The sequence below is a fragment of the Mycolicibacterium sp. XJ879 genome (genome assembly GCF_053483935.1).
Map to the genome: position 1 here is coordinate 153,596 of NZ_JBEFTH010000006.1, position 19,319 is coordinate 172,914.

The following is a 19,319-nucleotide window of genomic DNA, read 5'->3' on the forward strand; positions in this document are numbered from 1 at the left end:
CGTCGATCCTAGGTGGCCAGCCGGGCCCGCAGCTCCCGCTTGAGCACCTTGCCGTAGCTGTTCTTCGGCAACTCGTCGATGAACTCGTAGCGTTTGGGCCGCTTGAACCGGGCGATGCGCTCGAGCAGATGCGCGTCGAGCTCAGCGCTCGACACCGACCCGACGATGAACGCGACCACGACCTCGCCCCATTCCTCGTCAGGTGCTCCGACGACGCCGGCTTCGGTGACTCCCGGATGCTCGAGCAGCGCCTCCTCCACCTCGCGCGGATAGATGTTGCTGCCTCCGCTGATCACGACGTCCTTGGAGCGGTCCCGCAGCGTGAGGTAGCCCCGTTCGTCGAACGAGCCCATGTCCCCGGTGCGCAGCCAACCGTTGTGCAGGGCGGCCGCGGTGGCGTCGGGGTTGTTCCAGTAGCCCGACATGACCACGTCTCCGCGGCAGACGATTTCGCCGATCTCGCCGGTGGTGGCCGGGCTGCCGTCGCTGCGCAGCACCGCGACGTCGACGCCGGAGCGCGCGTAGCCGACCGAGCCCAGGATCGCGTCGTCGGCGCCGATGTGGTCGGCGCGGCGCAGGCCGGTGATCGTCATCGGCGCCTCACCCTGGCCGTAGAGCTGGACGAAGACCGGGCCGAACGCGGCCATCGCCTTCTTGAGGCTGTCGACGTACATCGGGCCGCCGCCGTAGACCACCGTGCACAGGTTGTGCGGGCAGGCGCGGCCGGTCTGCACCACTCGCTGCACCATGGTGGGCGCGAGAAACGCGCTGCAGCCGGGATGGTGCTCACACAGGTCGAGGAACTCTTGCGGTTCGAACGAGGCGGATTCGGGCAGCACCTGCCGGGCACCGCGCAGCACGTACGGCGGGATGTACAGCCCCGACCCGTGCGACATCGGCGCACCGTGCACCAGGCTGCAGTTCTCATCGGGGGAGTCGAAGTCGGCCAGGTGAGAGACGGTCATCGCCATCAGGTTGCGGTGCGAGAGCATGGCACCCTTGGACCGGCCGGTAGTTCCGCTGGTGTAGAACAACCACGCCAGCGCCTCAGGGTCGGTATCAGCTGGGGCGACGACGGGTGCCGCGGCGAGCCGCTCCGAATATGCCGGGCTGCCGATGATCTCGGTGCCGGCAAGGCCCTCGGCGATCGTCGGGGACGCGAAAGCCAGCGCTGCACCTGAGTCGTCGAGGATCTGTTGCATCTCGCGCGGGTGCAGCTTGTAGTTCAGCGGCACATACACACATTGCGCCGCCCAGACGGCGAACATCAGCTCGATGATCTCCGGCCGGTTCTCGGCCGCGACTGCGATGCGGGTGCCCGGGGGGCCAAGGGTTGCGGCAAGACGCAGCGCGCGATCCCGCAACTCGGCCCACGTATGTAGCCGGCGCTCACCGCAATACACCGCACCACGCGCGCCAAGCCGGCTAGCGGCCTGGTCCAGCAGCGCGAACAGGTTCACCGGGGCACCCATTCGGAGTTCAACGCGAAGTCCGACAGGTACTTGGTCGAACTCCAGCCGCCGTCCACCACGATCGTCTGCCCGTTGATGAAACCCGCACCGTCCGAACACAGGAACGCCACGGTGCTAGCCACGTCGTCGACCTCTCCCAGGCGCGGGAACGGGGTCATCTCGGTGTTGATCTTGCGGAACCGGTCGTCCTCGAGGCGGCTGGCCACCATCGGCGTCAGCGTCACACCGGGCGCGACGGCGTTGCACCGGATGCCTTGGGGCCCGTACTGGCAGGCGATGTGGGTGGTCAACGCCGTCAGTCCGCCCTTGGCCGCCGAATACGCGCCGCCGCGCAGGCCGCCGACGACGGCGAACGTCGACGTCACGTTGACGATCGCCGAACCCGCCTGCATGTGCACGACCACATCGCGGGCCAACCGGAACGGAGCACGCAGCATCAAACCCAGGAAATAGTCCAGTGTTTCGTCGTCGGTTTCGTGCAGCGGCTTGGGGCTGCCCACCCCGGCGTTGTTGACCAGGAAGTCGATACGGCCCCACCGGTCCAAGGCGGTCTGCACGATCCGTTGCGGGCCGTCGTCGGCGGTCAAATCGACGGCGACGGTGGCCACCCGGTCGGGATCGCCGATCGCCGTCTCCAGTTCGGCGAGTCTGGACTCGTCGCGTCCGGCCCCGACCACCGCCATACCAGCCTCGGCGAGTTTGGTCGCGCACCCGAAGCCGATGCCGCTACTTGCGCCCGTCACGATCGCTACCTGCATTTCGGTTCACCTTCGCTCGTCAGCGTCGCCTGAATCTGATGTTTGAGAATCTTGCCTGCGTCGTTCTTGGGCAGGCTGCCCCAAACGACAACCTGTTCCGGAACTTTGAACTTGGCGAGCCCTTCGCCCAGCAGCAAGTCGCGTATCGCGCCGAGGTCGGGTGGTTGCTGCTCGGAAGCGACGATCACCGCGCACGCCCGCTCGCCGGTGCGCTCGTCGGGCAGGCCGACAACGGCGATCTCGGCGATGCCGGGATGGGTGGCGAGCAGATCCTCGACTTCCTTGGGGGAGATGTTCTCCCCGTTGCGGATGATGATGTCCTTGGCTCGGCCGGTGACCAGCAGATAGTCGTCGTCGACCCAGCGGCCCAGATCGCCTGTGCGGAAGTAACCTTCGTCGTCGAAGGCGGTGACCTCATCGTCGGAATGCAGGTAGCCCACGAGCATCTGCGGGCCGCGCGCCCGGATTTCTCCGTCCACCAGCTTGATGTCGGCGATGCCGGCGCGGCCGTCGGTGTCTGCTGCGTGCCCCACGCTTTGCAACGAGCCGACCGTGGTGACCGGCACCTCGGTGGATCCGTAAACCCGTGATACGGCAGCGGTTTCGAAGGAGTCGGTGGCCCGATGGATCAACGACGGCGGCACCGACGCGCCTCCGCAGATGAACACCTTCAGGTCAGGCAGGTGCGTGTCCGCCCGTTCGGCGGCGGTGAGCAGCCCGTCTAGGAAGGGCGTGGCGCCGGCCATGTGGGTGATGCGCTCGTCACGCATCAACGACACGGCCTCGTCGGGGTTCCACCGGTCCATCAGCACCGCCGTGCTGCCGAGCAGCAGCGGGCACTCGAACGCGTAAATCGACCCGCCGATGTGCGCGATCGGGGACGGCACCAGGAATCTGTCGCCGGCCTCGACGTCCCAGTGCTCGCCGATCTGGCGGATCAGAGCGTGGATCGAGTTGTGGGTGTGCAGCACCCCTTTGGGTCGGCCGGTGGTGCCGGAGGTGTAGAGGATCATGCGCACGGTGTCGGGGTTGAGCACCGGTAACACCGCCGTGCCCGGTTCGGCCAGCAGCAACTCGTAGGGCGTGTGCCCGCGGACGGCACCCGTGGACCGCAGCACCACCACCTCCGGCGGGGCCGACATCGCGGCGGTGACACGTTCGAGCATGGCGCCGTAGTCATGGCTGCCGAAGACGGACGGCACGAACACGGCGCGGGTGTCGGCGTCGGACAGAATGAACTGCAGTTCCCGGTCGCGCAGCGAGGGCAGGATCGGGTTCACCACCATGCCGGCCAACGTCGCGCCGAGGTAGACGACGGCTGCCTCATGCCAGTTCGGCAGCATGAACGACACCACGCTGCCCGCGGGCATGCGCGTGGTGAGCGCGTGCGCCAGCGCGGTGGCCTGCGCGTGCAGGGTTTCGCAGTCGAGCCGAACAGCGCGGTCCACCAACACCGTTCGGTGCGGCGTGGTCCGGGCGGCGTCGCGAAGTGAGTCGGCCAGCGTCTCGTGCACCCACAGCCCACGCCGGTAGGCGTCGGCCGCGCGGGCCTCCTCGAGTCTCACGGCGCGGCCTGGCCCTTGATGCGGCGCATGGTCATCGTGTGCCGGTAGCGCGACGACGGATGGGTGTTGATGGTCACCTGGGCGACCTCACCGTCCGACGTCTTGTATTCGCGGCGCATCTGCAGCGCGGCGCTGCCCTGCTCGATCCGCAGCGCGTCGGCCATGTCCTGGCCGGCCACGATCGCCGAGATCTCTTGGTGCACCTCGACGATGCTCACCCCGAAGAGGTCTTCGATCAGCGGGAAGATCGGGTCGGAATGGCGTCGCAGCAGCCGGCCGATCGCGGCGAACGCGCGGTTGACGTAGTACTCGGCAACACAGACCGGTGCGCCGCCCTCGTCGGCCTGCCGGTATCCCCGTACGGCCAGCCACTGCGAACCAGACACCAGACCCGTTTTGGCTGCCAGGTCGTCGTCGACGGTGACCAACGCGTTGGACTCGATGACCAGCTGCGCGCCCGCGGCGAACGCCAGCAGGTCGTTGATCGACATCACGTCCTGGGCGTAGGAATTCGCCGCGGGCCGCGGTACGACGAGTGTGCCGGCGCGGGGCCGGGAGGCGACCAGGTTGTCGTCACGCAGTCGGCGCAACGCCTCACGAACTGTGTAGCGGCTGACCTCGAACCGTTCGCACAGCTGTTGTTCGGTGGGCAGTTGCGACCCCACCGGATACACCCCGTCGACGATTTCCTTTCGCAGGGTGCGCGCCACCTGAAGGTACCGGTGGTCGGTCGAATTGACCGTCATGTCCCGTTCCGGCGCAACGCCAACACGCTGCCATCACCGTCGGCCGAGACGTACAACGTGCCGTCGGATCCCATTGTGATTCCGGCGAACGGCCCCTGTGGGCCGGAGAACGGCGGCATGCCCTTGAGTGGCTTGGGCTCGACGCCCGGGGGCGGACCGACCGGCAGCCCCGACGCGATCGTGGTGCGTGCCTTGGTGGCGAGGTCGAACGCGAGGACCTCTTTGGCCCCGGCGTCGACGACATAGAGGGTGCTGTCGGCCACGTGGATGCCCTGCGGTCGTTGCAGCCCGTCCACAACGGTCTCGGTCGAACCGCTCAGCCGCACCACCCGGCCGGCACCGGATTCGGCGACCAGCGGGTGGCCGTCGACGTCGAACGCCACGCCCACCGGATCCAGCAGACCCGACGCCAACACCTCGGTGCCGCCCGACCGCAACGCGTGCACCCGGCCGGTGCCCAGTTCGGCGAAGACGATCGCATCGTCGGGTCCGATTGCCACCCCGTAGAGCTGATCGAATCCGTCGGCCAGATAATCGGTTTCGCCGTCGCCGGGCCGGTACCGTCCGATCTGCCCGCCCGACGTGGCGACCACGAACGCATCCGGACCCGCGGGCGCCAACCCGCGTAGGAAGCCTGGATAGCCTGGGCTGAACAGCATTCCGACGGTGCGCACCGAGCCGTCGGCACCGACCGCATAGAAATAGGTGCCGTCGGCGACATAGAGGGTGCCGTCGGCGCCGACCGCCAGATCTAGCGGCCAGTTCAGGCCACCGGGCAGCACCGCGCGGGTCTCCCCGGAGCCGAGGACCTCGGTGATCTCACCGGTGAAGTTGGAGACCAGGATCCGGTCACCGATAAGCGTGAGGTTGTCCAGGCCGGGCGTGAGCTGTGTCATCAGCGTCTTGTCACCCGTGCGCGGGTCGATGCGCAGCACCTGCCCGCTGGCCACCTGGGTGGAAACGATATGACCCTGTGGGTCGAACTTCACCGCGTCGGGAACCCCGAGGTCAGCGGTAACGCGTTGCTGCTCACCACCGTTGGGGTCGATACGCCAGATCTCATTGGCCGTCATCAGCGGGTAGTACAGCAGGCCGTCGGGGCCGACCTCCATGGCGTTGGGGGAGGGAAGGCCTTCCAGCAGAACCCGCGCCTCACCGGTGCCGCGGTCGAGCTCCATCAACCGTCCGCCGTCGCGGCATTCGTTGATGAACAGCCGGTCCTGATGCACGGTGATGCCGTTCGCGCTGGGCAGGTCGTCGCGCAACACCCGGGTCTGGCCGCGCGGATCGCGCACGCTGACGCGTCCGTCCATCACCTCGGTGGCGTACAGGTTCCCGCTCGCGTCGAACGCGACATCGTCGGGCGCGACGATGTCACCGCCCTTGGCGCTCACGGTGGATATCTGGCCGGTGCCCAGATCCAGTGCGCTGATCTGGCTCCCGGTGACCTGAGCGACGTATACGCGTCCGTCGGGTCCGGTGCGCAGACCGTTGGCGCCGAACAGCCGGCTCGGCGCGGTGAGGCGCTGCAGTCGCCAGCCCTCCGCGACGGTGGGGTTGGGCCCGGTGTAGCGGGCCTGCGGAGGTGATCCCGTCGCGGATTGCGTCATGAAATCGCACCGTATCAAGCTCAATTGGTCCAGACAATAGGCGGGACCAGCTGCCCACCGACCCTTGACGGACCGATTAGCGCTGCGGAATAGTGTTCTGCAATATGCAGAGCATCATATGTTGTCCGGACAATTAGTGTGAGCGAGCTTCTGAGGCTGGACGGCCGCGTTGTCGTGGTGTCGGGGGCCGGCGGCGGCGGTATCGGCACCACCGTGACGCGCATGGCCGCGCAGGCCGGCGCCACCGTGGTGGCGGTCAGCCGGTCCAAGGAAAACCTCGACGAGCACGTCGCACCGCTGGCCGCCCAAGGCCTGCCGGTGCTGCCGGTGGCCGCCGATGCCTCCACCGACGACGGGATCAGCACGGTCATGGCACAGGTGCGTTCCGTCGAGGGCGACCTGTACGGCCTGGTGAACATCGCGGGCGGTGCCGCACCGGCCACCTGGATGCCGGCCACCCGGGTGACCCGCGACGACTGGCGCGAGCTGTTCGCCGCGAACCTCGAGACGGCGTTCTTCATGAGCCAGGCCGTCGCGGCCGAAATCCGACAGCAAGGCAACCCGGGGTCGATCGTGTCGTTGTCGTCGATCAGCGGCGTGAACACCGCGCCGTTTCACATCGCCTACGGCACCGCCAAAGCCGCGGTCGCCGCGATGACGCGCACGATGGCCGTCGAGTTGGCGCTGGACGGCATCCGCGTCAACGCGGTGGCACCGGGGGTGACCGAGACCGCAGCGTCGCGCACCTATGTCGACGACGACCCCGACCGCGACCGCCGCGCGATCGCGATGGGCCGCCGCGGCCGGCCGGAGGAACAGGCCGGCGCGGTCCTGTTCCTGCTTTCCGATCTGTCCAGCTACATCACCGGGCAGACGTTGCTAGTCGATGGCGGGCTCAACCTCAAGTGGACGCACCTGGACGCCGACAACACGTCGCTGTTCCTCAAGGATGAAACCTTCCGCACCGAGATCAAGCGGTTTTAGGAGAACCAATGACCGATCTGGAAGCCCAAGTCGCCGAAGAACTCTCCGAGCCGATGACCATCGGCGTCGAGGCCTACGTCTCCGAGGAGTACGCCCGCGCCGAGCGTGACAAGCTGTGGCGCAAGGTGTGGCAGCAGGTCGGCCGGGTCGAGGACCTCGCCGAAGTGGGCAGCTACCTCACCTATGACATCCTCGACGACTCGATCCTCATCGTGCGCACGGGGACCGGCAACTCGGGCGGTGATTTTGCCGCGCACCACAACGTGTGCATGCACCGCGGTCGCCGGCTCGTCGACACCCCAGAGGGCGCCAAGAGTGCCTGCGGCCGAGCCCACAAGTCGTTTGTGTGCGGATTCCACGGCTGGACATACGGTCTCGACGGCACGTGCACCCACCTCCGCGAACAGGACGACTGGAAGGGCGTGCTCACGCCCGAGAACACCCACCTGGCGCCCGTCCACGTCGACACCTGGGGCGGCTGGCTGTTCATCAACATGGACCCCGACTGCGAACCGCTCGCCGACTACCTGTTCCCCGCGGCCAAGATCCTCGATCCGTTCGGCTTGGAGAACATGCGCTACAAGTGGCGCAAATGGCTGTACTTCGACTGCAACTGGAAGGTCGCGCTGGAGGCCTTCAACGAGACCTACCACGTGTTCACCACCCACCCGGAGTTCAACAAGTTCGGCGAGTTCAAGGGCTGGGCCAAGGCGCAGGGCAAGCACAGCAACATCGGCTACGACGCGCCAAAGGACATGGAGGCCACCAAGTCCAAGATCCGGCTGGGTACCGGCGACGACCCGCGCGTATCCACCGCCGAGATGCAGATGTACACGTGGGAGCAGACCAACGCCACCACCACCGAGACGCTGGTGAACGCGGCCAAGAGGCTGGTCGACGAACTGCCAGAAGGCACCCCTCCCGATAAGGTCCTCGAGCACTGGCTGGCGTCGGCCAGACGTGACGACGAAGCCCGCGGCGTGATCTGGCCGACCATCCCGGCCGACATTCTCGGGCAGGCGGGCACGGCCTGGCAGGTCTTCCCGAACTTCCAGGTCGGACAGGGCCTGACGACCGCGCTGTGCTACAGCGCACGACCGCACCCCAGCTACGACCCGAACAAGTGCATCTTCGAAGTGGCGACGCTGGAGCTGTTCCCAAAAAACCAAGAGCCACAGACGCAGTGGGAGTACACCCCCAAGGACAGCCCGAACTGGCTGTCGGTGCTGCCCCAGGACTTCTCCAATATGGCCGCGGTGCAGCAGGGCATGAAATCGCTCGGCTTCCCCGGCACCAGACCCAACCCGTACCGCGAACGCAGCACCGTCAACCTCCACTACCAACTGTCCCGATACATGGGCACCGGCGAACCACAGGAGCTCTAGGCATGACACTGTCCGACACCTGCGGGCCGACGCAGACCCCCGACGACATCGATATCGACGCGCTGCGCGAAAAGTACGCCCAAGAGCGCGCCAAGCGGCTGCGACCCGAAGGCTCCAAGCAGTACGTCGAGCTGACCGACGACTTCGCCGGCTATTACGAAACCGACCCGTATACCCCTGTTGCACCCCGTGATCCGATCACCGAGGACATCGACGTCGCGGTGCTCGGTGGCGGCTTCGGCGGTCTGCTGTCGGCGGCGTACCTGAAGAAGGCCGGTGTCGACGATGTCCGCATCATCGAACTCGGCGGCGATTTCGGCGGGGTCTGGTACTGGAACCGGTATCCAGGAATCCAATGCGACAACGAATCCTATTGCTACATCCCGATGCTCGAAGAGCTTGACTTCATGCCGTCAAAGAAGTTCGCCGACGGCACCGAGATCTACGAGCATTGCCGAAACATCGGCAAGCACTTCGGGCTCTACGACGGGGCGATCTTCTCCACCCAGGTGCGCAACCTGCGCTGGGACGACGAAATCCACCGGTGGCGGATCAGTACCAACCGCGACGACGACATCCGTGCCCGGTTCGTCGTGATGGCCTCGGGTCCGTTTCACCGGCCGAAACTGCCTGGCATCCCAGGGATCAAGGACTTCAAAGGCCACAGCTTCCACTCGTCGCGGTGGGACTACAACTACACCGGCGGCGACGCCACCGGCAACCTGTACAAGCTGGCCGACAAGCGGGTTGCGGTCATCGGCACCGGCGCCACCGCCATTCAGATCGTCCCGTTCCTCGCCAAGGACTGCGAACACCTGTATGTGTTCCAGCGCACGCCCTCCACGGTCGACGAACGCAACAACGCGCCGACCGACCCCGACTGGGTGAAAACGCTGAAACCGGGCTGGCAGAAGGAACGTCAGCGCAACTTCCACTCCTGGACATTCGAAGGTATGGCGCTGGGCCAGCCGGATCTGGTGTGTGACTTCTGGACCGAGCTGGGCCGCAACACCGCCGCCCGGGTGATGGCGCTGGACGATCCTTCGACGTTGACGTCGGAGCAGTTCATGGCGATCCGTGAGGAAGAGGACTACAAGATCATGGAGCGGCTGCGCCGCCGCATCGCCGAGATCGTCGAGGACCAGGACACCGCCGAGGCGCTCAAGCCCTACTACCGCTTCCTGTGCAAGCGGCCGCTGTCCAACGACGAGTACCTGCCGACGTTCAACCGGCCCAATGTCACGCTGGTCGATGTGTCGGATTCTAAAGGCGTGGAACGGATCACCGAGAAGGGCGTCGTCGCGGGCGGGCAAGAGTACGAGGTCGACTGCATCATCTACGCCAGCGGCTTCGAGATCACCACCGACATCAGCAGGCGCTACTCGATGGACACGATCGAGGGCCGCGACGGGCGTTCGCTCTACGACTACTGGCGCGACGGCTACAAGACCCTGCACGGGATGACCAGCCGCGGCTTTCCCAACCAGTTCTACACCGGCTTCACCCAGGTCGGCATCTCGGCCAATATCGCGTCGAACTACGAACTGCAGGGTGAGCACATCGCCTATGTCATCGCCGAGGCGTTGAACCGCGGCGCCACCACGGTGGAGCCGACCCAGGAGGCCCAAGACCAGTGGTGTTCCACCGTGCGCGAGACGGCCGTGGACAATTCGGCGTTCGACGCGTCCTGCACACCGGGCTATTACAACAACGAAGGCGGTGGCCCAGGAGTTGAGGAAGGCGAGGGGCTGCGCTCTCACCTCGGCGACCCGTACGGTCCCGGCTTCTACGCCTTCGGCGACCTGCTCAAGGAATGGCGCGACAAGGGTGACCTCGATGGCCTCGTCCTCGGAAACCAGTGATTTGTGTGCGTTCAGGCGCGGTGAGCGCTCCTTTTCGCACACAAATCGGAGGTTGAGTTGAGATTCGACGACCGGGTCGCCGTCATCACCGGGGCCGGACGCGGGCTGGGGCGCGCGTATGCATTGCTGTTGGCGGCGCGCGGCGCAAAAGTCGTGGTCAACGACGCCGGCGGCGCCCTCACCGGTGACGGGTCCGACACCGGGCCCGCCGACGAGGTGGTGCGTGAAATCGTGTCGGCCGGCGGCGAAGCCGTGGCCAACACCGACTCCGTCGCCACCGCGGCCGGCGGTGAGGCCATCGTCGGCACCGCGCTCGACCGGTACGGCCGCATCGACATCCTGATCCACAACGCCGGAAACGTCCGTCGCGCTTCGTTGAAGGAGATGAGCTACGAGGACTTCGACGCCGTGGTCGACGTGCACCTGCGCGGCGCATTCCATGTGGTGCGGCCCGCGTTTCCGGCCATGTGCGACGCCGGCTACGGGCGGATCGTGCTGACCTCCTCGATCGGCGGCCTGTACGGCAACCACCAGGTCGCCAACTACGCCGTCGCCAAGGCCGGGGTGATCGGGCTGTCCAACGTCGCGGCGATGGAAGGCGCTGCCGACGGCGTCATCAGCAACGTGATCGTGCCCGCCGCCGTCACCCGCATGGCCGAAGGCGTTGACACATCGGCCTATCCGCCGATGGGTGCGGACCTGGTGGCCCCGACCGTGGGCTGGCTCGCACACGAAACCTGTTCGGTCACTGGCGAAACCTTTATCGCGTTGGCCGGCCGGGTGGCCAGAGCGTTCGTCGCCGAAACGCCCGGTGTGTATCGGCCGTCGTGGTCGATGGAAGAGGTGGCCGGGCACATCGCGACCATCCGTGACACCTCGGATCCGGTCGTCTTCCCGGTGGTCCCCGACGGGCACGGCGATCACATCCGGTACAGCTTCGCGATGGCCAACCAGGGAGCGCTACATGGCTAGCGGTCCACTCAACGGCATTCGCGTCGTCGACCTCACCGCGATGGTGATGGGCCCCTACTGCACCCAGATCATGGCCGACATGGGCGCCGATGTCATCAAAGTCGAATCGCCACAGGGCGATAACACCCGCTACATCTCGGTGGGTCCAGTGCCGGGAATGAGCGGGGTGTTCGTCAACGTCAACCGCGGCAAGCGCAGCGTCGTCATCGACCTGCAGACCGACGCGGGTCAGGCCGCGATGCGTACCCTCATCGAAACCGCCGACGTGTTCATCCACTCCATGCGGTCCAAGGCGATCGCCAAGCTGGGGTTCGGGTATCAGGACGTCGCCGCGATCAACCCCGCCGTCGTCTACACCAACTGCTACGGATACGGCAGGCGCGGCCCGGAACGTGACCGTCCCGCCTACGACGACACCATCCAGGCAGAGTGCGGAATCCCCTTCGTTCAGCAACAACTCACCGGCGAGGCCGACTATGTCGGCACCATCATGGCCGACAAGGTGGCCGGCCTGACGGCGCTCTACGCGACGACCATGGCGCTGTTTCACCGCGAACGCACCGGCGAGGGCCAGGAGGTCGAGGTCGCCATGTTCGAGACGATGGCGGCCTTCATGCTGGTCGAACATGCCAATGGCGCCATGTTCGACCCGCCCCTTGGGCCGGCGGTGTATCCGCGCACCGTGGCGCCCAACCGCAGGCCCTACCGCACCAGCGACGGCTACATCGCCGCGCTGATCTACAACGACAAGCATTGGAACGCATTCGTCAACGCCGTGAAACCCGCCTGGGTAAACGAATCCCACGCGACCCTGGAGATGCGGGCCCGTGACATCGACAGCGTGTACGGGTTGCTGGCCGAGACGATGAAGGAACGCACCACCGCGGAGTGGCTGGCGTTGTTCGGTGAGCTGGAGATCCCGGCTGCGCCGTTGAACTCGCCCGCCGCGTTGTTCGACGACCCGCACCTCAACGCGGTGGGTCTGTTCGAGACCGTCGACACACCGCACGGGCCGGTGCGGTTTCCCGGTGTGCCAACGTGGTTTTCGCGCACACCCGGGGGGGTCGCAGGCCCGGCGCCGGAGTTGGGCGCCGACACCGCGGAGGTGCTCGGCGAAATGGGTGTGGCAGGTGCCGACCGTGCGATTTGACATGGGCGAGCAGGCGGCGGCGCTGCGCTCGGAACTTCGGACGTTGGTCAAGGACAACGTGCCCGAACACTACTTGGGCGCATTCACCGACGACCCGGCGGATCTGGCGGTCGCGCAGCGGTTCTGCGAGGTGTTGGCCGAGCGTGAACTGCTGTGTCTGGCCTGGCCCAAGGAGTTCGGCGGTGGTGCGGCCTCGGTGTGGGAGCAGACCGTGGTGCGCGAGGAGATGTGGGCACACCACGAACCCCGGGGGGCGCAGTACATGGGCGTGAACTGGGTCGGTCCCATCATCATGCGGCACGGCACCGAACAGCAGCAGCGCACGCATCTGCCGCCGATCGCACGCGGCGAGGTGATCTGGTGTCAGGGCTTTTCGGAGCCGGAGGCGGGTTCGGATCTGGCGTCGCTGCGCACCAGCGCCCGTCGTGACGGTGACGGCTGGCTGGTCAACGGGCAGAAGATCTGGACGTCCTACGCCACGATGGCGCAGTGGTGCTTTCTGCTCGCGCGGACCGCCAAAGGTGAAAAGAAGCAACAGGGTTTGACGATCTTCCTGGTGCCGATGGACGATCCGGCGATTCAGGTTCGGCCGATCCGCACCATGCTGGGTCCGCATCACCTCAATGAGGTGTTCTTCGACGATCTGCGGGTCACCGACGCCGAGGTACTTGGCACCGTCGACCAGGGCTGGTCGGTGGTGCAGGACGTGATGGCTTTCGAACGAGTCGGCATCGCCCGCTACGCACGGTGCGAACGGTTGCTGGCCGCCGCGCCGGCCGTGCTCGGCGAGCGTTGGGACGAACTCTCCGCGGAGTTGCGGAGCCGATGGATCAGGATGCTGACGCACTGCCGGCGCGCACGGCTGATGGCCTATCGCGTGGTGTCGCTGCAGAGCAGCGGACGCATCCAACCCGGCGACGCCGCGGCGTACCGGATCGCGGTGACCCGACTCGACCAGGACAGCGCCGAGGTACTGATGGACATCGCGGCCGAGGTACCCCGCGACGCCCCCCGCGCGAGGTGGTTCCGCGGCGAGGTCGAGGACCACTGGCATTACTCGCAGGCATCCACGGTGTCATCGGGAAGCATTGAGATGCAACGTATCCTGCTGTCGCGCGCATTGTTGGCGGCCGCCAAATGAGCGATATGATCCTGGATCTGTCCGACGACGCCGCCGAGTACGGGCGTCAAGCGCTGCGGGCCTTCGAGGCCGCAGGTGGTGACCTGCTGGTGCAGCAGGCCGAAGCCGATCCGGCCCGCCGCGAACCGCTTGCCGCCGCTGTCCTCGCCGGTCTGGGCGCATGGGATCTGGACCCCCGCGCAGACGGCGACGGGCTGGAGGCCGCGGCGGCGCTGTGCCGAAGCGCGGGCTACTGGGCACTGCCGTACCCGGTCGCCGAACGGCTGGCCAAGCCGACCGATCTGGACGCCGACGGGTTGATCGTCATCGCCGGACCACGCCCGGCCGCCCCGCTGGCCGGTCTCCAATCCCGCTGGATAGCAGTGGCTCTGGACGGTGTCCGGCACCGCGTGGGCGGGCTGGGTCCGCCGGGACCGGGGTTCGTCACCGAGCTGGAATTGGACCGCGTCGACGACGACGGCGCCGCGGACGTCGCGCTGGGTCTGGTGCTGCCGTGCTGGACGCTGCTGGGCATGCTCGACCGGGCGATCGAACTGACCGTCACCCATATCAGCCTGCGCAAGCAGTTCGGGCAGACGCTTTCGACGTTTCAGGGTGTGCAGTTTCAGCTCACCGACGCCGAAGTCGAGCGCAGCGGGCTCGACATCCTCGCCAAGTACGCGCTGTGGAGCGTCCAAGAAGACCGGCTTGAGGCGCTCAACGACGCGCTGGCGCTGAGGATGTCGGCGATCGAGGCCGCCGAGGTGGTGTTCCGGGTGTGTCACCAGCTGCACGGCGCGGTCGGCTTCTGCGACGAGACCACGCTGTCATGGCTGTCGCGTTACAGCCAACCGCTACGGCGGCTGCCACTGGGCCTGTCGGCGACCCGCAACGAGCTGACCCGTAGCGCCGGCCGTGCCGGCCTGACAGGGCTGTACGCATGAAGGTCGTGGTGATCGGCACCGGTTTCGGCAAGCACGCCGCGGCCCCGGCCTATCAGAGCGTGGGCTTCGACGTCGAGGTGGTCAGCCCGCGCGACGATGCCGCGGTGGAAAACGCGCTGGCTTCCGACGCCAATTTGGTCTCCGTCCACTCACCGCCGTTCCTGCACCTCGAGCACGTGACGGCCGCGATCGAGCACGGCCATGCGGTGTTGTGTGACAAGCCGTTCGGACGCAATGCCGACGAGGCGACCGCCATGCGCGACACGGCTAGAGACGCCGGCGTCGCCAACTTCTTGAACTTCGAGTTCCGGTTCAACGAACCGTGGGCGAAACTCAAAACACTCGCCGGCGCGGGCACCATCGGCACCCCGACGCATCTGAGTTGGAACTTCTTCGGCAGCGGGCTGCGTGGACGCCCGCTCGGCTGGATCAACGACCGCGAACTCGGCGGCGGCTGGATCGGCGCCTACGGCTCCCATCTGATCGACTTCACCCGCTGGCTGTTCGGCAGTGACATCGTCGATTGCGGCGGCGTCACCCGCACCGACACCCCCGGCGCCACAGCCGAAGACGGATACTCGGGCTGGTTCCGGCTGGCCAACGGGGCCACTGCCACTCACGACACGGGGTTCGCCGCCGCCGTGCCGTCCATGCCGCGCGCCACGCTGATGGGTACCGACGGGACCATCGAGTTGACCGGCGACGCCACGCTGGTGGTGCGTCGACCCGGCGAAGAGCCCGCCACCACCGAGTTCGATCCGCCGCCGCGGCGCACCCCGCCGCCCGCGCAGAGCACCTACTTCGCCGAGGTCGCCGAAGCGCTGCGCACCGGTACCGCGATCACCCCGTCGTTCGACGACGGCGTGGCCGTCGCACGCACCATGGATCAGCTTCGGACCAACGCATCATGACCGCCACTCAGTTTCGGCAGCACGTGCGGCAGTGGTGCGAAGAGCACATCCCGCCCGACTGGCGCGAGCAGCAGACCGGTGCAACTGACCAACAGTTCGTCGACTTCCAGAAGGCCTGGTTCGCCAAACTGCACAGCGCGGGTTTCGCCGTACCGCACTGGCCGCGTGAATGGGGCGGGGAACTGTCGGTCGCCGAACAGGTGGTGCTCTACCAGGAGTTGGCCCGACACGACGCGCCGCGGCTGGTGCTGGCCTTCGTCGGCATCCACCACGCCGCCTCCACACTGTTGGTGGCGGGCACCGAGGAGCAGCGACGCCGGCATCTGCCCGCCATCCTCGACGGCGAGATCTGGGTGCAGGGGTTCTCCGAACCCGAAGCCGGATCGGATCTGGCGAGCCTGCGCACCACGGCACGCAAGTCCGGAGACACCTACGTGGTCAACGGGCAGAAGCTGTGGGCCAGCGGCGGTATGCACGCCGACTGGTGTCTGCTGCTGGCCCGCACCGACCCGGATGCGCCCAAACGTAAGGGCATCTCGTACTTCCTGCTGGATATGGCCACACCCGGTGTCGAGGTGCGGCCGATCCGCAACGCGGTCGGCGACTCGCACTTCTGCGAAATCTTCCTCAACGACGTGTCGATCCCGGCGACCAACCTCGTCGGGGCCGAGAACGCCGGATGGCAGGTCGCCCAGGCAACGTTGGGCGCCGAGCGGGGCATGACCATGCTCGAGCTCGCCGAGCGGCTCGGCAACGCCGGCTTCCGCTGGCTGGTACAGGCCAGCCCCGTCGACGACCCGATCGTCGCCGACCGGCTGGCGCAGTTCGAGACCGAGATCACCGGGCTGCGCGGGCTGTGCCGAAAGTTGGTGGAGGCCAGCACAAATGCTCACCCCGGGCCTGCCGACGCGTCGATCGTCAAGCTCTACTACAGCGAGCTGCTGCAGCGGATGACCGATTTCGGCGCCGAGGTCGGCGGTCTGGCGGCCCACACCGAACTGACCAAACCGATGTCGAGCGGCTGGGAGTCCGGCTCCTGGGTACTCGACTTCATCGGCTCGTGGGAGTGGACCATTCCCGGCGGCGCGAGCGAGATCCAGCGCACCATCATCGGCGAGCGCGGCCTCGGCCTGCCGCGGGAACCGAGCAGCACATGACCACGGAGTTCACCGAGTTCCACGACGAGCTGCGTTCGGTGGCAGCCGATCTGCTCGGCAAGGACCGCGCCGTCGATTGGCCCACGCTCGTCGAGGCCGGCTGGGTCGGGCTGGAGGTACCCGAGCAGCTCGGCGGCGCCGGGGCGACGTTTTCCGAAACGGCGATCATCTGTCAGGAGATCGGCCGCGCCGCCGCAGCGACCAGCTACCTGGGCAGCGCGGTATTGGCCGTCGGCGCGGTCAAAGCGCTGCAGCCCAGCGATGCCCGCGACAAACTGCTGCGTGACATCGCATCCGGTGCGACCCGCGTGGCCGTCGCGTTCGAGCCGTACGACTTCGTGCCCGACGCCGAGGGCGCGGACCGGGTGCTCGTCGTCACCGAAAGCGGCATCGTCGAACCGGCCGTCACCGTCACCGCGCAACCGGTGCTGGACGAAACCCGCTTTCTCGCAACGGTATCGGTTCCGGACCAAAAAGGTGACGCGCTGCGCTTCGCCGGGGATCCCGATGCCGCGATACGCCGGCTGCGTGACCGGGCCACCGTCGCCGTCGCGTGCGACAGCCTGGGGCTCAGCGAGGCCATGCTGACCGCCACCGTCGAGTACGCCAAGGTGCGCCAGCAGTTCGGCAGGCCCATCGGGTCCTTCCAGGCCGTCAAACACGCCTGCGCCGACATGCTCGTCAGCATCGCCGTCTCCCGCCAGCTCGTCGCCGCCGCGGTACAAGCCATCGCCGGAAACGATCCCGACGCCGGCGTCGCCGCCGCGATGGCCAAGTCGCACGCGTGCGGGGCGGCCGTCGACATCGTCGGCAAGGCCGTGCAGCTGCACGGCGGCATCGGCTACACGTGGGAGAGCGGCGTCCACGTCTACCTCAAACGCGGCGCGCTCAACCGTTCGCTGTTCGGATCGCCGGCAGCACACCGCCGAGAACTAGCCAAGCGCTACCAGTAAAGGAGTTTCGTATGGGCGTGCCCGTCTACAAACGCATTCTCGACCTCTTCGAGGCCGAGGGGGTCAACACGCTGTTCGGCATCCCCGACCCGAACTTCGTGCACATGTTCGCCGAGGCCGAGGCCCGCGGATGGTCGGTGGTCGCGCCGCACCACGAACTCAGCGCGGGGTTCATGGCGGAAGCGGCTTCGCGGATGACCGGCAAGCCGGGACTGTGCATCGGCACCCTCGGACCGGGTATGGCGAACATCGCGGGGGCAATCCAATGCGCACTTGTTGAGAACTCGCCGGTGATCTTCCTCGGCGGTCAGCGTGCCCGCATCACCGAGCGGCGCGTGCGGCGCGGCCGTATCCAGTTCGTGCAGCAGGAACCGCTTTTCGAGGCGTCGGTCAAGTACAGCAGCTCGATCGAGTACGCCGACCAGACCGACGAGATCATCCGCGAGGCCATCCGCCGCTCGATGTCAGGCACGCCCGGACCCAGCTACGTGGAGTTCCCGTCGCACGTGATCCTCGAAGAGCTCGACGTCGCAGAAGCTTTGCCGCCCAACCGGTATCGCCTCGTCAACCAAGGGGCCGGGGCGCCTGAATTGGCCGAGGCCGTGAAGTTGATCCGCGAAGCGAAGAACCCGATCTTGCTCGTCGGCCACGGCGTACACACCTCCCGCACGCAGCAGGAGGTCAAAGAGTTGGCCGAGCTGATGGCGTGCCCGGTCGTCCAGACCTCCGGAGGCACCTCGTACATCCCGGGACTGCAGGACCGGACATTCCCGTACCTGTTCTCCCCGGCCGCCAACGAGGCGGTCGAGGAATCCGACCTGTGCGTCGCGCTGGGAACCGAACTCGGCGAGCCCATGCACTACGGTAAAACGCAGCACTGGGCCGGAAACGACGCCAACCGCAAATGGGTATACGTCGAGCAGGATCCAGCGGCCATCGGTGTCAACCGCCCGTTCGATGTGCCGCTGGTCGGCGATTTGCGCGGCGTCGTCCCGCAACTCGTCGAGGCGCTGCGCGACACCCCGCGCGAACCGTCGGCCAACCTCGAGAAGTTGGTCAAGGCCGACTCCGAAGAATTAGCGGAACTCGCCACATCCGCGCCATCGGGCCGCACGCCGATTCATCCGGCCCGGTTCGTCGTCGAAGCCACCAAGGCGTTCGACGAACTCGAGGACGGCATCATGGTGCGCGACGGCGGCGCGACCGTGATCTTCCAGTGGACCTACTCGCAGTGCAAGCCGCGCGACGTGATCTGGAACCAGAACTTCGGGCATCTGGGCACGGGACTGCCCTATGCGGTCGGCGCGTCGATCGCCGAGGGCCGCAAACGCCCGGTGATGTTGCTGACGAGCGACTCTTCATTCCTGTTCCACATCGCCGAACTCGAAACGGCCGCCCGCGAGGGTGTGCCGCTGGTGTGTGTGGTCGGCGTGGACCATCAGTGGGGCCTGGAGGTCGGCGTCTACAAGCGCACGTTCTCCCAGCCGTCCCCGCAGCCCGGGGTGCACTGGAGCAAGGACGTCCGGATGGACAAGATCGCCGAGGGCTTCGGCTGCCACGGCGAATACGTCGAGAAGGACGACGAGATCGGTCCGGCCATCGCCCGCGCCTATGCCAGCGGCAAGGTGGGTGTGGTGCACGTGAGCATCGACCCGAAGGCCAACTCTGAGGAGATGCCCAAGTACGACCGATTCCGGACCTGGTATGCAGAAGGCACACAGTAGAGAAAG

Annotated in this window: 16 protein-coding genes; 11 read left to right on the forward strand and 5 right to left on the reverse strand. The window is 66.9% G+C overall.

The features are described 5' to 3' along the window. Positions 1 to 8: 8 nt before the first annotated feature. The 5 genes from ABQF13_RS15940 to ABQF13_RS15960 are packed head-to-tail and all read right to left on the reverse strand — an operon-like array spanning position 9 to position 6,151. On the reverse strand, positions 9 to 1,460 hold the full coding sequence (locus tag ABQF13_RS15940; protein ID WP_448393733.1) for an acyl-CoA synthetase: 1,452 nt from the start codon (positions 1,458 to 1,460) through the stop codon (positions 9 to 11). Beyond that, a complete protein-coding gene (locus ABQF13_RS15945) occupies positions 1,457 to 2,230 on the reverse strand; it encodes an SDR family NAD(P)-dependent oxidoreductase (RefSeq protein ID WP_448393734.1) in 774 nt (257 codons plus the stop codon). Before ABQF13_RS15945 ends, ABQF13_RS15940 begins: the two co-directional genes overlap by 4 nt. Further along, positions 2,221 to 3,795: an AMP-binding protein gene (locus tag ABQF13_RS15950; protein WP_448393735.1), complete on the reverse strand. Its 1,575-nt coding sequence runs from the start codon at positions 3,793 to 3,795 to the stop codon at positions 2,221 to 2,223. Before ABQF13_RS15950 ends, ABQF13_RS15945 begins: the two co-directional genes overlap by 10 nt. Next, complete coding sequence (locus ABQF13_RS15955) at positions 3,792 to 4,541, reverse strand: GntR family transcriptional regulator (protein ID WP_448393736.1); 750 nt, start codon at positions 4,539 to 4,541, stop codon at positions 3,792 to 3,794. Before ABQF13_RS15955 ends, ABQF13_RS15950 begins: the two co-directional genes overlap by 4 nt. Continuing rightward, complete coding sequence (locus ABQF13_RS15960; RefSeq protein WP_448393737.1) at positions 4,538 to 6,151, reverse strand: SMP-30/gluconolactonase/LRE family protein; 1,614 nt, start codon at positions 6,149 to 6,151, stop codon at positions 4,538 to 4,540. Before ABQF13_RS15960 ends, ABQF13_RS15955 begins: the two co-directional genes overlap by 4 nt. Before the next feature lie 138 nt (positions 6,152 to 6,289). Here ABQF13_RS15960 and ABQF13_RS15965 point away from each other — a divergent pair, with 138 nt between their 5' ends. Genes ABQF13_RS15965 through ABQF13_RS16015 form a run of 11 tightly spaced genes read left to right on the forward strand, consistent with a single transcriptional unit; the run spans position 6,290 to position 19,313 of the window. Beyond that, a complete protein-coding gene (locus ABQF13_RS15965) occupies positions 6,290 to 7,135 on the forward strand; it encodes an SDR family NAD(P)-dependent oxidoreductase (protein WP_448393738.1) in 846 nt (281 codons plus the stop codon). Between the two features lie 8 nt (positions 7,136 to 7,143). Next, positions 7,144 to 8,520, forward strand: coding sequence for an aromatic ring-hydroxylating oxygenase subunit alpha (locus ABQF13_RS15970; protein ID WP_448393739.1), 1,377 nt, complete (start codon positions 7,144 to 7,146; stop codon positions 8,518 to 8,520). 2 nt (positions 8,521 to 8,522) lie between these two features. Then, complete coding sequence (locus tag ABQF13_RS15975; protein WP_448393740.1) at positions 8,523 to 10,382, forward strand: flavin-containing monooxygenase; 1,860 nt, start codon at positions 8,523 to 8,525, stop codon at positions 10,380 to 10,382. A 57-nt stretch (positions 10,383 to 10,439) separates the two neighbouring features. Further along, positions 10,440 to 11,354, forward strand: a complete 915-nt coding sequence (locus ABQF13_RS15980) for an SDR family NAD(P)-dependent oxidoreductase (protein ID WP_448393741.1) — start codon at positions 10,440 to 10,442, stop codon at positions 11,352 to 11,354. Further along, positions 11,347 to 12,504: a CaiB/BaiF CoA transferase family protein gene (locus ABQF13_RS15985; protein ID WP_448393742.1), complete on the forward strand. Its 1,158-nt coding sequence runs from the start codon at positions 11,347 to 11,349 to the stop codon at positions 12,502 to 12,504. Before ABQF13_RS15980 ends, ABQF13_RS15985 begins: the two co-directional genes overlap by 8 nt. Further along, positions 12,494 to 13,645: an acyl-CoA dehydrogenase family protein gene (locus tag ABQF13_RS15990; RefSeq protein WP_448393743.1), complete on the forward strand. Its 1,152-nt coding sequence runs from the start codon at positions 12,494 to 12,496 to the stop codon at positions 13,643 to 13,645. Before ABQF13_RS15985 ends, ABQF13_RS15990 begins: the two co-directional genes overlap by 11 nt. Positions 13,646 to 13,650: 5 nt before the next feature. After that, positions 13,651 to 14,568, forward strand: coding sequence for an acyl-CoA dehydrogenase family protein (locus ABQF13_RS15995; RefSeq protein ID WP_448393836.1), 918 nt, complete (start codon positions 13,651 to 13,653; stop codon positions 14,566 to 14,568). Then, positions 14,565 to 15,479, forward strand: a complete 915-nt coding sequence (locus ABQF13_RS16000; RefSeq protein ID WP_448393744.1) for a Gfo/Idh/MocA family protein — start codon at positions 14,565 to 14,567, stop codon at positions 15,477 to 15,479. Before ABQF13_RS15995 ends, ABQF13_RS16000 begins: the two co-directional genes overlap by 4 nt. Beyond that, on the forward strand, positions 15,476 to 16,636 hold the full coding sequence (locus tag ABQF13_RS16005) for an acyl-CoA dehydrogenase family protein (protein WP_448393745.1): 1,161 nt from the start codon (positions 15,476 to 15,478) through the stop codon (positions 16,634 to 16,636). The genes ABQF13_RS16000 and ABQF13_RS16005 overlap by 4 nt, the downstream gene beginning before the upstream one ends. Then, the gene (locus tag ABQF13_RS16010) at positions 16,633 to 17,589 is read left to right on the forward strand and encodes an acyl-CoA dehydrogenase family protein (protein WP_448393746.1); all 957 of its coding nucleotides are present in this window, start codon (positions 16,633 to 16,635) and stop codon (positions 17,587 to 17,589) included. The genes ABQF13_RS16005 and ABQF13_RS16010 overlap by 4 nt, the downstream gene beginning before the upstream one ends. Positions 17,590 to 17,600: 11 nt before the next feature. Continuing rightward, positions 17,601 to 19,313, forward strand: coding sequence for a thiamine pyrophosphate-binding protein (locus ABQF13_RS16015; RefSeq protein ID WP_448393747.1), 1,713 nt, complete (start codon positions 17,601 to 17,603; stop codon positions 19,311 to 19,313). Positions 19,314 to 19,319 lie beyond the last annotated feature (6 nt).

What these genes read in the sequence shown, in the direction of transcription:
- ABQF13_RS15995 (WP_448393836.1), top strand. Translation starts at nt 13,651, where the DNA reads ATGATCCTGGATCTGTCCGACGACGCCGCCGAGTACGGGCGTCAAGCG.
- ABQF13_RS15975 (WP_448393740.1), top strand. Translation starts at nt 8,523, where the DNA reads ATGACACTGTCCGACACCTGCGGGCCGACGCAGACCCCCGACGACATC.
- ABQF13_RS15955 (WP_448393736.1), bottom strand. Translation starts at nt 4,541, where the DNA reads ATGACGGTCAATTCGACCGACCACCGGTACCTTCAGGTGGCGCGCACC.
- ABQF13_RS15945 (WP_448393734.1), bottom strand. Translation starts at nt 2,230, where the DNA reads ATGCAGGTAGCGATCGTGACGGGCGCAAGTAGCGGCATCGGCTTCGGG.
- ABQF13_RS15960 (WP_448393737.1), bottom strand. Translation starts at nt 6,151, where the DNA reads ATGACGCAATCCGCGACGGGATCACCTCCGCAGGCCCGCTACACCGGG.
- ABQF13_RS16000 (WP_448393744.1), top strand. Translation starts at nt 14,565, where the DNA reads ATGAAGGTCGTGGTGATCGGCACCGGTTTCGGCAAGCACGCCGCGGCC.
- ABQF13_RS16005 (WP_448393745.1), top strand. Translation starts at nt 15,476, where the DNA reads ATGACCGCCACTCAGTTTCGGCAGCACGTGCGGCAGTGGTGCGAAGAG.
- ABQF13_RS15970 (WP_448393739.1), top strand. Translation starts at nt 7,144, where the DNA reads ATGACCGATCTGGAAGCCCAAGTCGCCGAAGAACTCTCCGAGCCGATG.
- ABQF13_RS15985 (WP_448393742.1), top strand. Translation starts at nt 11,347, where the DNA reads ATGGCTAGCGGTCCACTCAACGGCATTCGCGTCGTCGACCTCACCGCG.
- ABQF13_RS16010 (WP_448393746.1), top strand. Translation starts at nt 16,633, where the DNA reads ATGACCACGGAGTTCACCGAGTTCCACGACGAGCTGCGTTCGGTGGCA.
- ABQF13_RS16015 (WP_448393747.1), top strand. Translation starts at nt 17,601, where the DNA reads ATGGGCGTGCCCGTCTACAAACGCATTCTCGACCTCTTCGAGGCCGAG.